Genomic DNA, 15,007 nt, shown 5'->3' with positions numbered 1-15,007 from the left:
GCGCTTAAAAAGTAAGGTTACAACCTAAAGTATAAACCGCCGAAACAGGATAACCTGTAAAGTTCACATTTGGAGATAACGAACGGTTACCCTGCTGCCCCTCTATACCAACTTCGGGATTACCGCCTTTGTACCCAGTTATAAGAATGGCATTCTGAGCGCTGAAATACACCCTGAAATTTCTACTGAACTTAGTTTTGAAATTATACCCAAGGTCGATATTCTTTACCATCAAATAGGAATTGCTCTCCACCCAGTATGAGGGGTAAAAATCGCGGGCCAAACCAGTATTTGATGTTGTGGTTGGTATTAAACCAGCTCCCGGTTGTTGCGGTGACCGCCAGCGGTTTATAACGCTTTGTTCAACATTAAAAATACCATCCAGGTTGGTAGTAAACTGCTTGTACATGTCAAAAACATGCCCCCCTACCGAGCCAGCTGATATGATATTCAAATCAAATTGTTTATAACTGAAGTGGTTATTAAAGCCAAATGTAAATTTAGGCCACGGGTTGCCAATTGGCACCTGGTCTTTCCCGTCAAGAACGCCATCATGATTTACGTCCTTATACCTGATATTGCCCACTGTTTCGCCGTCAAAGTGAGGATACTTGTCCAAATCGGCCTGACTTTGAAATATACCTTCAAAAATATATCCGTAAAACTGCCCGAGAGGCAACCCTACCATAGTAATACTGGTTGGGTTGTCATTCAAGGGTGCGTCATAGATTTGAGGTGTAGGGCCAAGACTCATAACCTTGTTACGATTAAACGATATGTTAAAATCTGTATTCCAGTTAAAAGCTTTGCTAACGATATTCTTGGTGGTTACTGTAAATTCAAAACCTCTGTTGCGTACATTTCCAACGTTTGATAACGCATATCCATAGCCTGAAACAGTCGGGATAGGTATATATTGTAATAACCTTTCGGTAAAGCGGTTATAATACTCGGCAATTAAGTAAACACGACCTTTGAATAATGAAAGGTCCATGCCAACGTCAAACTGTTTGGTAGTTTCCCAGCCTACTTCGGCGTTACCAAGGGAGGTAATTGATTTACCGGGAGCTATTCCGCCACCAAAAGTATAATTAGTTTGATCTACCGTAGCAATGTAATCATAGTTACCAACGCTATTGTTACCGGCATGACCGTAACTGGCTGTAAATTTAACCTGATCGATCACATTTGTTTTCGGAAAGAATGATTCGTCTGAAATACGCCAACCGCCTGATACCGATGGGAAGGTGCCCCACCTGTGCCCTGGTGCAAACCTCGAAGATCCGTCACGGCGTATAGATGCACTTAGCAGGTATTTGTCTTTAAACGCGTAATTTACCCTGCCTATTAATGATAATAGCCTCCACTCTTCGTCGGTTGAGCTTGCTGTAATTATTGTAGCTGCCCTCACTGATTGGATCACATCATCCGGATAACCTGTACCATAGGTTAAACGATAATGATTGGTTTCCTGCTGTATTGAATAATCGCCCAAAACAGTTAAAGAGTGATTACCCCAGGTTTTTTTATAGGTAACTGAGTTTTCACTTAACCAGTTAAATGAATTTGACGAGTTAAATGATCCAACAGCCTTTACCTGTGTTCCATCTTTATTAGCATTCCGGAAGCCGCCCAAAAACGAGGGACGAAAGTAGTCGCCATTGCTGTTCTGATAATCGATACCAAAGGTAGATTTGATATCAAGCCCTTTAATTACTTCCCAGTTAACATACGTATTGGCCAATGTGCGGAACTGAGCATACTTGTTGGTGGTATTTAACAACTCGCTTACAGGATTGGCATTCAATGCTGTACCGGCAATATTTCCGTTGCCCGCCGAACCCACCACACTTGTATACGATCCATCGGGTTGCTTCACCGGTGTAAGCGGACTTTCAAGATAAGCCTGGCTTAGTATAGCCTGGTCAAAGTGACCATCGGTTTGCTGTAATTTACGTTGGCTATAAGTTGGCGCTATACTAAGACCTGCGGTAACATTTTTAAAAAGGTCTGCGTCCATATTGGCTTTTACAGAATATCTTCTGAAGCCGGTATTAAGCACCGTGCCCTCCTGATCAAAGTACCCTAATGAAAATAAGGAACGCATTTTATCAGTACCGTTTGCTACGGTAACATCATAATTTTGCATAGGTGCATTACGTGTAACCGCGTTATACCAATCGGTACCTTTACCCAACGCCTGTGGGTTCCTGAACGCTTCGGGTACCTGATCTGTACTAAAAGGTATATTGTTTATCTTATCCAGATCCTGTAAAGCCTCAATACGCCATTGCGCATATTGCTGGGCGGTCATCATTTTGAGCTTGGTTCCCGACAATATCGTTTGCACACCTGTCGAGGTATTAACAGTAACACTTGATTCCCCTTTTTTTGCTCTTTTCGTGGTGATTAGAATAACCCCGTTTGAACCTCTCGAGCCGTAAATAGCAGTAGAAGCGGCATCTTTTAATACGCTGATATTTTCAATATCATCCGGGTTAATAGTACTTAAAGGGTTAGAATACTGATCAAACCCGGGCGAGATAGGAAAACCATCAACTACATATAGTGGATCATCACCCGCACCTACTGAACCTGCACCCCGGATATTAACAGATACGCCGCCGCCTGGAGTACCTGTCACCTGGTTTACAGTAACGCCGGCCAGCTGACCAGCCAGCTTCAAATCAACACTTGCGGCCTTGATCTCTTTAATATTGGCCATTTTTACCGTACCGACTGCGCCTGTTACATCTTTACGTTCCTGGTTACCATAGCCAACAACAACAACCTCTTTTAATTCTTTGTTATCCTCACCCAAAACAACGTTGATAGTTGTCCGCTTATTAACTGCTTCCTCTTTGGTTTGAAAACCGATAAATGTAAAAACCAGCGTAGCATTGTCTTCAGCGCTGAGCGTGTACTTTCCATCCACACCTGTTATAGCGCCAACATTGGTGCCTTTTACTTTAACATTAACGCCCGGCAGCGGTTGATTTTTATCATCCACCACAGTACCGCTTATGGTTATAGGTGCTTGTGCCGCGCTTCCATCTGAAGCATTCTTTTTATTCACGATGATATTTTTATCATCAATAACATAAGTTAAAGGTTCATCCTTAAAGCACTGTTGTAAAGCTTCCTGTAATGTGGCGTTATTAAGTGAAAGATTAACCGGTTTAGTTTTGGAGATATCCTTGTACCTGTAGAAAAAATAGTAGCCGCTTTGCTTCTCAATTGCTTTAAAAGCTTTATCAAGTGCTATACTCCTCTCATTCAGAGTTATAGATTGTGAAAAGCTTTTAGCACTTAGCTGCAGGCAGCCGATAGTTAGTAATAAGACGGTTAATCTCATCGTCAAAAACAGTTTTGAATGTGTACCAAAGGCACTAAATACTTTACCAGTAAAGTTTAAATGCATAACTTCGTGATGTTTGGGTTAAAAAAATCTGTTATTGAAAACTCAGGAAAGATTGATCCAATTCATTATGCCGGAAGCGTTGCAGCGCTTCCGGCTTTTCTTTCAATTTGGATAAGGGAACTTAGGTTGGAATATTTTGAGGTTTTATAGTCAGTGTTTCTTCATAGATTGGGTTTAGTGGTTAAAAATCAGTTGCCGGTTATTTTAAGGGGTAACAATTATCTTTTTGTTCTCGATCCTAAAACGCACGTGGCTTAATTCAAGGATATGCAACACCTGCGATAGTTTTACATCCCTCCTGATCTTACCTACAAACTCATCATCAGGTATTTTACCTTCGTAAATTACTTCGGTACCATACCACCTCGAAAGCTGCTTCATAATATCTTGTATGTTTACCCGCTCAAAGTCAAAAAAGCCATTTTTCCAGGCTACTGTTTCGTCGGTATCAACATCAATAATTTTAATGCCTTTATCATTTATGACACCCTGCTGACCGGGTTTAAGCGTACCACTTACATTGCCATGCGTTAAACGCACCAGGCCTTCAAGCAGCGTAGTTTTAACCGCGGCTTCGTCATTGTAGGCCATGATGTTAAAATGGGTACCCAATACAGATACGTTAATATCTTTAACCTTCACATTAAAAGGTTTTGCTTTATTTCTGGCCACTTCAAAATAACCTTCGCCGCTAAGTTCTACTTCACGTTCGTTACCGGTAAACGCTGTAGGAAACTTCAGGGAAGAGGCCGAATTAAGCCAAACCTTTGAACCATCGGGCAGTACAACCTGGTACTGGCCTCCTACAGGGGTGCTGATAGAGTTATAAGCAACAGGTCCGTTTTGCTGATCCTTATCGGCAGAATAAACTACCTGGCCATCACTGATTTTATTTACGCTGATGTTGCCAGTCTGGTTCAACAAACCAATCTTTGCCGAATCCAATATCAGTTTGGTACCGTTGGCTAGGGTTAAAATAGCCCTGTTATCACCAGGATCCACATCGTGTTTTACAACCGCTTTATTTTGCGCCGTTAATTGCTGCTGATCATGTTTATGATACCAGTGATAAACAGCGGTACCTGATACGGCCAATAGTATTACAGCAGCGGCTACATTTCTGAAAAAGTGAAGCCCTACAACTTTCGGGCTTTTGTTAGATACCGGTTCGGCTATAGCTTGCCTGATATTGCCTAACATACGGTCTTCCAGTTCCTGTTTAACGCCAAGAACTGTTTCATCCCACTCGTCGGCATCGCCCTGAAAGCTTTCGAAGAAATTCAACAGCTTTTCCTTGTCCTCAGCAGTTGTCTGCCCGGCCAGGTATTTATCTATCAGCTGTAAAAATTCTTGCTTTTGCACCATAGTGGTTTTGTGAGGGAGAGTAAAAAAATGGGGGTATCCCCTACGCCGAAATGAAAAAAAATTAAAAATATTTTTGAAGATGCATTAACCGCAGAAATACATACTGAAAATCAGCAACTTGAATATTATTTATCCAACAGAAACATTAGCGCTTCCACGATAAATACAGTACTCAAAGAGCCTCGGAGCTCACGAAGCGCTTTAGTTAAGTGATTTTCGACGGTTTTGGTGGAGATATTTAGCTGCAAGGCAATTTCTTTATGACTAAGGCACTCTTCGCGACTCAGCTTGTACACTTCCCGGCATTTTTCGGGCAGGGTATCAATTACCTGGTTTATTTGCAATAAAAGTTCTTTATGTTCGATGCTGTTGTGTGTGGCAGGGGTATGCAAGCGTTCAATCAGATCATCAAAAATTTCGTTTCTAACGGGTGCGCCTGTCCGGATCTGCCTGTAAACACCATACCGTACCGATGCATACAAATAGGCTTTTAACGATACGTTGATCTGAACTTCAGCACGGCAATCCCAAAGTTTTATAAACAGCTCCTGGATGATATCTTCGCAGGCCTGCCTGTCTTTCAGAATATTATATGCTGCCTTAAAAAGCGAAGCCCAATATCGCCTGTAAATCATGGTTAGCGCCGCTTCATCATCAGCCTTTAAGCGGCTAATGAGCACCGTATCGCTCATCACAATTTTATCAGACATAGTCTACCAATTAAGTTATCAGAAAAACAAAGGCTAAAATTACTTAAATATTAAGTTATTATATTTAAAAAGTAAAAATAAGCTTAACTGCTGTTTACCAATGAGTTAATTACAAATTCCATCTATCAAATATTCATATAAAATAAGTTAAAGATTAACAAAAAATGCGGATATAATTTATTTGTTAAGCAACCATTATCAACCAGTCTTTCTATCGAAACATAAAAAAAGAGCCACCCCTCCGGGCGGCTCTCCACTCTTAAAACACTCAACTTTGAAAACAATCAATTCTTCAATATCTCATTTGCCAATACTAATTCTTCGTGTGAGATAGTATGCTGGCGGCCTTTATAAATTTTAAGGGTAACATCCGCGTTTAAAGTTTTTAATATTTCAACGCTATCATTAACCCTGCTCACAGGTACGTGTGGGTCCGGATCGCCGGTGGTAACAAGTATTGGGGTATTATTAAAATCGCCTTTATAGTTTTCTTTAACTAACTGCTCTCCTATCAATCCTCCTGTAAAAGCGATTGCTCCGCCATAGCTGCCCGCGTTACGGGTAACGTATTCAAGCGTTAAACAAGCTCCCTGCGAAAAACCAAGGAAATAAATATTTTCCTGCGCTATTCCTTTTTGTTTAATATCCTCAACCAACTCGCCAATTACCTCAAGGGCCGAATCCAATGCAGGCTGGTTATTCTGAACCGGAGCCATAAAACTGTAAGGATACCAGCTATGTTCATTAGCCTGTGGAGCAAAGATGGCGTAACCATCCAGTTCAAGATGATCTTTAAGCGAGATTATACTGTTTGCCGATGCTCCGCGACCATGTAGCATAATGATGGCTTTATCGGCCTGCTCGGCGGGAACTCCCGCCGAAACAACCTGTTTTGTGTGCCTGTACATCTGATTAAACTAATGATGGTAATGCTTTTTCTAACTCGCCGCGCAGGTTTTCATACTGTGCAGGCAATTTTAAACCTGTACCCAATAATTCCACCGGTTCGTCAACCGCGAAGCCTGGGTTATCAGTTGCAATTTCAAACAAAACACCACCTGGTTCGCGGAAGTATAGTGAATAGAAATAGTTCCTGTCTATTTTGTCGGTGATATGCAAACCAAGGTTGGCTATCTTTTCACGGTATTCCATCAGCACTTTTTCGTTAGGTACGCGAAACGCTACGTGGTGAACAGAGCCACCGGCTACATGACCGGCAACTTCTCCGGCAACTTCAACCAGATCAACAATTGCTGCATTTTCAACAGCATCGGTAATAAACCTGTAGCGATTAACGTGTTGCTCTAACAAACGGTAGCCTAATACATCGGTTAATATTTTGGCAGTCGCCTCAATTTTGTTTGATGTGATGGTGATGCTGTGAAAACCTTTGGTAGCGTTAGCAGCGGTTACTTCGGCTGTTTCCCAGGGTTTGCGGCTATCGGCTGTTTTTGGTACGATGAGCTCAAATTTCAAACCATCGGGATCCAGGAAAGTAAGATACTGTTCGCCAAATTTTTCGGCAGGTTTATTATAGATCACGTTGTTATCTTCAAACCTTTTCAACCAGAAATCAAGACTTCCTTCCGGCACTGAATAGCCAATTTCGGTTACCTGCCTTGCACCACGACGACCGCTTGTTATACCTTCCCAGGGGAAGAAAGTAAGGATAGAGCCGGGAGTACCGTTTCTATCGCCGTAGTATAAGTGATATGTACCGGGATCATCAAAGTTTACGGTTTTTTTTACCAACCTTAAGCCTAATATACGGGTATAAAAATCATAGTTTTTTTTGGCATTACCTGCAATTGCAGTGATGTGGTGAATGCCGTTTATAGTGTTTTCCATTGTTGTCCTTGTTTTAAATCTTTTAATACTTGCTGTGTTATTATGATTCAAAATTACGGTCAAATTAGCCGGCGGCACTTGATGTAGGATAAGAAAAACGGGGAGGGGATTTTTATTTGAAGAGAATTTCTAAGTAACGGTCTTCATTATGTCATTGCGAGGAGGAACGACGAAGCAATCGCATGCTCTACAGGGCGGTCCTGCTTCCGTGCGATTGCTTCGTTCCTCGCAATGACATATTTTAACAATGGCCAATAACACTAAACTAAGATGCCACCGTACTATACAAAAACACCGCCGATTCACCCAATATAACCTGATCACCTTCACTAAGCGGGTGGCCTATCTGGGTTGAATTAAGTTTGATCATTTTGCCATCGGCGGCTATATGAATCTTGGTTTTGTTGCGTGGCGGAACCCCGCCCTCATCGGCAAAGATCATGAAACGTTCGCTTTCATTATCCCATTCAATGTGAGCGTGCTGCCTGCTGATGTATTTGTTGCTTTCGTCCCGGCTCTCACCCGGAAAAACCAGTTGATTTAGCCTGAATGAACCATTTTCGGTCACGGCCTTTTTATCCCGACCGATGTTGAGCTTAGGGTCGGCAGCTTTGATCTGGTATTCTTCTTTTTCGGCCTCGCCACTCAGGATGCGCAAATAGGCGGTAAAGGAGGCTGCATTATGGGCAACCTGCTTACGGGTATTCATGACAAAGGCCACATCCAGGTCGTGCATTCTTTTGGCGTCTGTAGGAAACTGCTCTGTAAATTCAACATCAAGCGTCCAGTCGGATGGTAGGTTGATAGCAAAATCGTCGGCTATTTTTTGCACCTCGTTTTTGAATAGCTGTTTGTCGTGCACATAAACCGCCCCTTCATAAATAGATTTATCCTCGTTATCGGCAGCTATAAAAAGCTTCAATTCTTTAATATGGCCGCCCTCTCCGCCTTCTATCTTCTGTAACGATTCTTTAATGAAACGCAATATCGCTTCACGTAAGCTTTTTACATCCCAGGGTTGCTTTTCGCCGCTTCTTTTAAATAAACTAAATGCCATTTGCTCTTTCCTTTCTGCTTAAACACTATTCTTCGGTGGTAGTTTCCGCTTCCATGCTTTTTATGTAACCCTTCTTTAACAGGAATGGTATCACATGGTTCCCGGCCAAATGCACCGCGTCTGATGATCCGCGTGTGGATTCAATACGGATACAAACTACGATATAACCGCTGCCTTTTTCTTTTGGTGCAAAGAAAACATACCAGCCATCGTTAACACTCTGATTCCTGACAATACGCTCGGGCGTACCGGTTTTACCCGCAACCTTTATACCTAATATAGGCGTTTTAGGCGCACTTTGCTCAATCATATATTGTTTTAACAAAGCGGCATAACGCGGGTCATCGGCCAGTTTGATGCCGCTTTTCACATTCACTGTCGAGTCGGCAATTTTAAGCGCAAACCTGTTAGGCATCAATACGCCGCTATTGGCTACGCCGGATACCAGTCTCGCCACTGCTGCCGGAGTAGCAATCAACTCGCCCTGTCCCCAAGCCATACCCGAAATACCCTTGGCCCTTGTTTTATGGATATTATTAGGATCGTACCGTGGCTTGGTATTAAACTCGGTTTTACGCCATAAAGCGCGCCACTTATCTTCCTGAGAGACGTTTAGCACTGGCTTATTGTAATAATAACCACCTACCCCATGCAAAAACATACCTGTTTTAAGATACAGCGTAGCCATGTATTCTTCAAGGTGCTCCTGGTTGGCCAGCTTAATAAAGTAAACGTTGTTTGATTTGGCGATAGCCCGTTCCATCGTGATCATCCCGGTTTCATCGGGCTCGATACCTTTGGTACGGATCCGCTCTTCGGTGCTTACATGATACTGTACTTCAGCGGCGGCTATTCCCAATTTATTAAATGCCGACATCGCCGTTAAAACTTTGGCTGTTGAACCCGGTTGACTGGCATAGGTAAAACCCAGATCGGTAGTGGTTAACCATGTTGCCAGCTTATTCTGATCGGCGAGGGGCATAGTAAGCTGATCCCAGTTATGCACCGGAGGCAACGGATATTGTGCAGAGGTAAGCACATCGCCGGTATTTGATTCAACAATCACAACGGAAACCCGGTTATCATACAACGAAGTGTCAGACGCTATAGATTGCTGGATACTGGTTTGCAAATCGGCATCCATCGTAAGCTTTACATCGCGATTCTTATTTTTAAACGCCTCTACTTCCGGTCCGTTGATGTCGCTGATAAGAAGGTTAGCCAAAGCGCTGTAATCTTTTTTAGCTACGGTCATTTCCTTCATGCCGCGGGGCAAAAACCGGTCTTCCTGGTAGCGTGATGCCTTAACGTTATAATTGGTAATAGGCATATGGAAACCGCGAAGCTCGGCGGCATGTTCATATTCGGCAAAATAACCATTGGTGCTCCCGTTAAATACCCCGGTATTTTGATCGCCCGTCCAAAAAAACATTTGCTCTTCAAAAGGATAAAACCTGTCCAAACGCTTGTGCATAGCAGAATCCAGGTCATAATGCAGCATGCCCGAAGCGCTTAACTTATTCTTTTGTTTTTCGATAAGCTCGGGCTTGCTGGTAGCCAAGATAAGTCCGTTACGATCATAGATAGTACCGGCCTGCAATCTGTTCATTAATATGGCTATACGCGGATTATAGCTAAACATGCGCAGTCCGCTTTTATCGGCAACTAAAGCAGGTTTTACCACCCACTGTTTATTATCAGTTGTATAACGTGAAACATTGGTTACCAGCAATATCACTCCGGCCAACGCAGCCGCCAATGCAGGCACCAGGTTTTTGTCCTGTTGTTTGGTGATATAATCCATTTGCACTGCCGTACCACGTACCGAAGATACAGATAACAGGAAACCGGCCGCTAACAGGTTTATTACCAGCGATGAGCCACCATAACTTTCAAAAGGCAGGGAAACACCCGATAATGGCAACGCGCCAATAGAGCCGCCCGCTATCAGCAAAAACTGCACAAAGGTACATACCCCTATGCCTGCGCTGAGGTAGAATAGTAGTGGCATCCCCGTTTGCCTGCCTATGATTATAGACCGATGCAGGTACAATAAAAACAGGATGAACACGGCTGCCATACCGGCCCAGCCAAATTCTTCGCCGATAGATGGCAGGATCATATCGGTATGTGCTTCAGGAATTGTTTTGGCAAAGCCCTGCCCTACGCCCTGCCCGCTTAAGCCACCACTGGCCATAGCCCAAAGGCCGTTGGCTACCTGGTCGCCGCCATATACCTCGTTATTCCAGGCATCCTGCCAAATGGCTTTACGCTCCACCAAACGCTCTACCGGACCGGGGATGATTTTATCAAGACCAGGAATTTTATCAATGGTTAAAAACGCTGTGATCACCACCAAAGCCATAATGGCCGATTCGCTCAACCTTCTGCGCCTGAAAAACACAACGCCGCCAAGGGAGCAGAACGTGATAAGGGCACTAAGCCACACATTATCAAAAAACCATGTGGTAAGTACAAACAGCACCACAAAGCCGGCCATGTACAGGAAATCGCCCCGCGAAAACGAGAACAGGATAATGAAAGTGAAGCAAATTACCATGGCCGGGCCCAAATCGCCCAAAACCAAAAACAGTAACAGCGTGATTATAGTAGCGATAAGCGCGAACGAAAAGAACGACCAACGCTTGCTCCAGCTGGCGTACTGACTGATGAATTTTTCGTTAGTGGCAAAAAATCCTGCAAGGAAAATAACAATGAGATACTTCACAATCTCGCTCGGCTGAAAACCCAACAGGTTAACTTTTACCCCGCTACCCTCCGGACCGGAGCCGAATAAAATAGTAGAGAAAAGTATAGCCATTGCTACAATAGCCCATGGCCAGCCGTTGGCAGCGCTCCTGCTCCATTTAAAAATAAGCAAACGGTAAAAGCCCGAATCCGGATTGAGCTTACGCAGGTTAAACAACTGAATAATACAGATGCCTGCTATACCTATACCAAGATAAATAAGCGTATCCTTAGCCAAAAACCTGTCGCGCAGTGGGTCCTGCAAACTTAAAAGGGTAAGGAACGAGATCCCGGTAAGCATCATGATCAGCGGTAAAATGATCTGATCGGCGTTGGGATACCGCGCGCTGAGTAATAAGTGTACGATGATAAACCCGGCAAAAAAACTGCCGGCTATAATCCAGTACCACATATTAAACTCATCCTGGTAACGTACTATGAACGCGCCTTCTTTTTTCAGGATATTAAAATCGCGGGTAGAAAGCAGCTTGATGCTATGTGGCGCCTGGCTAAACTTAAAGCTTACATCTTTATCCAGCTCATCAATGCCTTGCGAGCGGCCAAATTCAAAACCTGGTTGCATCGGCAACACCGAAAATGCTTTACCCGTGGGCAATTGCGCAAACACAAACCGGCCTTCGGCATCGGTACGCGTAAATGCTGTTAATGACTGTAGTACTTTCTTTTTCTGATCGTTAAGCACATACAGTTTTTTGTACGATGAGCCGTTTTCCGAAAAAGACGTCTTCGCCCCGGTTTCTTCATCGCTATAAATACTATCACGAGGCAATATCATGGTTAGTTTAACCAATACACCGGGCACAGGTTCGCCTTTATGCGCTATAGTTCCTTTGATGCTGTATTCGCCGAGGTTGAGGTCTGTTTGGGCACCCAAAGATGGCGGATTCTTTAATTCCTGCTCAAAGCGAATAGAGTCATCGCCGGTATAGCCTAAAAGCGTACGGGAAGTAAGTACACGTTTCTTGAAAGTTTCGCCACCCTTTTCAAAAGCCTCATCGGCATTTACATAATATTTGCGTTTGTTGAGTTCGCCGGTATTATCAACCAGGTCGCCGGCTGCTTTACGGGATGCGATTACGGATTCAATGTAATCCACATCACGCGGATCATCGAAATAATAGCCCTTTTTAAGCAACGCTTTTACATTTTGGGCAGTGTTGGGCGAATTAAGATTTACGATTGTACCATCTTTCAGGCGTTTATCAACATCGGTAAACTTAAGTTGCAGCACACTGTAAAGCCTTACAAATAAAACGGCCAGCAGTATGCCTGTAAGCAACAGGAACAGCCGCTCCATTCCTCTGCCGGGTACTTTTGGTTTTTCCTGGGCCATTTATTAGTGGGTAGCTTTAGTTGGGACAGAATCAGTTTTGAACATACTGCCAAACAACCTGCCTGAGATATATTTTTTATTAGGGAACAGGTACGATACCTGTACCGGTGTTAAACAGTTATTGAACTGCACATTTTTCAAAACCAAAGCATCATTATGCGTCACGATAGCTGTGGGGAAACCATCAAAGGCTACACTATCAAGCACTACATATTTACAATTTGCAGCCAACACAATAGCAGGCCCCTTATAGATTGAATCTTTTTTAAATACAATGGCACCTTTAGTTTTGATGTAAAGACTATCCTTATTGATATGCAAGGTATCGCTCAACACAATTGGCTGCTGAAAATCTGCTGCCGAAAGTAATAGCGTATGGCCTTTTAATTTATTGATGGTATCCTGTAGCTTAAGTTCTACTGCGTTTTTCACCGGACGGGCCACCAGGGTATCTATCTTCTTGGGGATAGCGGCTTGGTCGGCGTTCTTTTTAAACTGCCAGATAAATCCGCCTAAAAAAATGAAACAGAGCAGGGTGAGTATGGCTACTGTACCGCCATTGCCTTTGGTTTTCACTACAGGTTCGGGCTCCTCCTGCTTCTTTATCGGCGCAGGAACTACTTCTGGCTGATCTACCGTTTTTGCGGCAACTACGGGCTTGGTGGCACTGTGTTGTTTGCGTTCTTTATCGTTATGAACCAAAACCACGGTCACGTTATCTTTGCCGCCCCGACTATTGGCAGCATCAATCAGTTTTTTACCTTTTTGAGGCAAGTTGTCACTGCTTGTAAGAATTTCGGTGATTTTACCTTTGTCAACCAGATCGGTGAGGCCATCGCTGCAAAGCAACAGGATATCGCCCGGCAAAAACGGAGAATTACCTGTTTCTACAAAATCAGGGTCTTTACTGATCTGTCCTGCAAAACCAAGTGCCTTATTGATCTCGTTGCGTTTGGGATGATCCATAGCCGCTTCTTCGGTCAGCCTGCCGGAATCTTCCAGGAAGCCAACAAAAGAATGATCTTTTGAGATCTTGATCAGTGAATAATCGCGAAGCAAATACAGGCGGGTATCCCCTACGTGGGCATAGTAAAACTTATTATTGATCACATCAACAACGGCCAGCGTAAGCACACAGGCCATATTTTCCAACTCTTTGTTCTGTACCTTTTCATCATAAATACGCTGATTGGCAATGGTGAACGTATTTACCAGCAACGGCACAATATCGCCTGCTATGTATTGCAACTGCTCCAGGATGGTGGCGCGGGCAATTTCGGCGGCTATTTCACCACCGGCATAACCTCCTACCCCATCAACCACACAGGCTATGATAAAATTACCATCGCCCGATTTTTCGGCAATAAAGGCATCTTCATTGTTTTGCCTTTGTTTACCGGTATCTGTTATCCCGAAAAAATTATTTGCCATGGTTTTAACTGGATTTTTTTATGTCGATAAAATGAGCTACCAATAACAGCACACATATAGCCAGCAGCCCTATTGATAATATTTGTGACATTATGGTTCGGGTTTAAATATGTTGATACCTACTATACCGTTAAGCAATATCCTGGAGTTGAACGGCAGCTCCACCCATTGCGGCGAGTTTACATCGCTTCCGGCTACTTCCATTTCATTGATCAGCGTACGCTCGCCAAATGAGGCCAGGTAAAATTTACCATCAGCTTTATTTAACCTGATGCGAAGGTGCGGCGTATTTACCCATTCAGACGGCACTTTGAATACCGCCTGCTCGTCCCTTTCCTCGTCCTCGCCCGATACTACGATATCATCGTCCTTTACCAGGTATTCTACCTTACGGCCAACAAATTGCTTATCGGGCATAATAGTTTCCAAACGGGCCAATACCTTGGTTCCGGGCTTGCTTACCTCTTTTTCGTTATAATGCAGATCGTTAGCGTAAGGCAATTCGTAATAGCCCTCGCTATAATAAGTGAAACCTTTTAAAACATCATTGCTGATATCAAGCGTTTGGGCAACCCCTGTTTGACGGGGAATGAAAGTAACCCGCAGGTTTTCTTCCTTTTTATTACTTGTACCGGGCAGCAGTTTTCCTATAAAGCCTTTATCGCCACGTTTGTAATCGGGGTGCGATACCAGCCTGAATACCCATTTTGAGCTTGAAGGCTCTACCTTTTTGCCTACTTCCTGGTATTCGCGCAGCAGCTCGTAAAATTTCTTCACCGATTCATTAACAATGATGCCGAACAAGCCCGATCTGTTATTCACAAAATCCTGGTAGTCTTCCTCATTAAAGCTGATGATAAACTCGTGGTAAAAAACTACCCTATCGGCAAAAGACAGCTGTTTGATTGATTCCTTGAATTTTTCAATGATGTACATATACACGTCATCAGGCGTGAGGGCTTTTATTTTAACGGCCTCTTCATTTACCGGTTTTCCGTTGGGCAAAAACCAATCCTGCAGACCAATTCGTTTCCAAAAAGTTGATTTAGGTTCCATTCCGTATTTGCTAAATC

9 protein-coding genes are annotated in these 15,007 nt (G+C 43.4%); all 9 read right to left on the bottom strand.

What is annotated here, in order from left to right; translation table 11 throughout:
- Positions 1-4 precede the first annotated feature (4 nt).
- Positions 5-3,355 carry a TonB-dependent receptor gene (locus EAH55_RS09780; protein WP_162996804.1) on the bottom strand — a complete coding sequence of 1,117 codons (3,351 nt, stop codon included), beginning with the start codon at positions 3,353-3,355 and terminating at the stop codon, positions 5-7.
- A gap of 270 nt (positions 3,356-3,625) precedes the next feature.
- Entirely contained in the window at positions 3,626-4,786 is a 1,161-nt protein-coding gene (locus EAH55_RS09775; RefSeq protein ID WP_121809454.1) for a FecR family protein, read from the bottom strand.
- A gap of 125 nt (positions 4,787-4,911) precedes the next feature.
- Positions 4,912-5,496, bottom strand: coding sequence for an RNA polymerase sigma-70 factor (locus tag EAH55_RS09770; RefSeq protein WP_114936840.1), 585 nt, complete (start codon positions 5,494-5,496; stop codon positions 4,912-4,914).
- 284 nt (positions 5,497-5,780) lie between these two features.
- Entirely contained in the window at positions 5,781-6,404 is a 624-nt protein-coding gene (locus EAH55_RS09765; RefSeq protein ID WP_121809453.1) for an alpha/beta hydrolase, read from the bottom strand.
- A 4-nt stretch (positions 6,405-6,408) separates the two neighbouring features.
- Positions 6,409-7,344, bottom strand: coding sequence for a ring-cleaving dioxygenase (locus tag EAH55_RS09760; protein WP_121809452.1), 936 nt, complete (start codon positions 7,342-7,344; stop codon positions 6,409-6,411).
- A 265-nt stretch (positions 7,345-7,609) separates the two neighbouring features.
- Complete coding sequence (locus EAH55_RS09755; RefSeq protein WP_121809451.1) at positions 7,610-8,401, bottom strand: FHA domain-containing protein; 792 nt, start codon at positions 8,399-8,401, stop codon at positions 7,610-7,612.
- A 25-nt stretch (positions 8,402-8,426) separates the two neighbouring features.
- Complete coding sequence (locus EAH55_RS09750; protein ID WP_121809450.1) at positions 8,427-12,503, bottom strand: FtsW/RodA/SpoVE family cell cycle protein; 4,077 nt, start codon at positions 12,501-12,503, stop codon at positions 8,427-8,429.
- Between the two features lie 3 nt (positions 12,504-12,506).
- Positions 12,507-13,934 carry a PP2C family protein-serine/threonine phosphatase gene (locus EAH55_RS09745; protein ID WP_121809449.1) on the bottom strand — a complete coding sequence of 476 codons (1,428 nt, stop codon included), beginning with the start codon at positions 13,932-13,934 and terminating at the stop codon, positions 12,507-12,509.
- A 90-nt stretch (positions 13,935-14,024) separates the two neighbouring features.
- A complete protein-coding gene (locus EAH55_RS09740; protein ID WP_112568041.1) occupies positions 14,025-14,990 on the bottom strand; it encodes a hypothetical protein in 966 nt (321 codons plus the stop codon).
- Positions 14,991-15,007: the final 17 nt, after the last annotated feature.

Source organism: Mucilaginibacter kameinonensis (assembly GCF_003675385.1).
Taxonomy (GTDB): Bacteria; Bacteroidota; Bacteroidia; order Sphingobacteriales; family Sphingobacteriaceae; genus Mucilaginibacter; species Mucilaginibacter kameinonensis.
Note: the sequence above shows the minus strand (reverse complement) of the source record. Positions and strands in the feature narration are given on the sequence as shown.

Bases quoted from the DNA above. Each gene is read 5' to 3' on its own strand.
- EAH55_RS09775 (WP_121809454.1), bottom strand. From the start codon at position 4,786: ATGGTGCAAAAGCAAGAATTTTTACAGCTGATAGATAAATACCTGGCC.
- EAH55_RS09765 (WP_121809453.1), bottom strand. From the start codon at position 6,404: ATGTACAGGCACACAAAACAGGTTGTTTCGGCGGGAGTTCCCGCCGAG.
- EAH55_RS09745 (WP_121809449.1), bottom strand. From the start codon at position 13,934: ATGGCAAATAATTTTTTCGGGATAACAGATACCGGTAAACAAAGGCAA.
- EAH55_RS09760 (WP_121809452.1), bottom strand. From the start codon at position 7,344: ATGGAAAACACTATAAACGGCATTCACCACATCACTGCAATTGCAGGT.
- EAH55_RS09740 (WP_112568041.1), bottom strand. From the start codon at position 14,990: ATGGAACCTAAATCAACTTTTTGGAAACGAATTGGTCTGCAGGATTGG.
- EAH55_RS09780 (WP_162996804.1), bottom strand. From the start codon at position 3,355: ATGAGATTAACCGTCTTATTACTAACTATCGGCTGCCTGCAGCTAAGT.
- EAH55_RS09755 (WP_121809451.1), bottom strand. From the start codon at position 8,401: ATGGCATTTAGTTTATTTAAAAGAAGCGGCGAAAAGCAACCCTGGGAT.
- EAH55_RS09770 (WP_114936840.1), bottom strand. From the start codon at position 5,496: ATGTCTGATAAAATTGTGATGAGCGATACGGTGCTCATTAGCCGCTTA.
- EAH55_RS09750 (WP_121809450.1), bottom strand. From the start codon at position 12,503: ATGGCCCAGGAAAAACCAAAAGTACCCGGCAGAGGAATGGAGCGGCTG.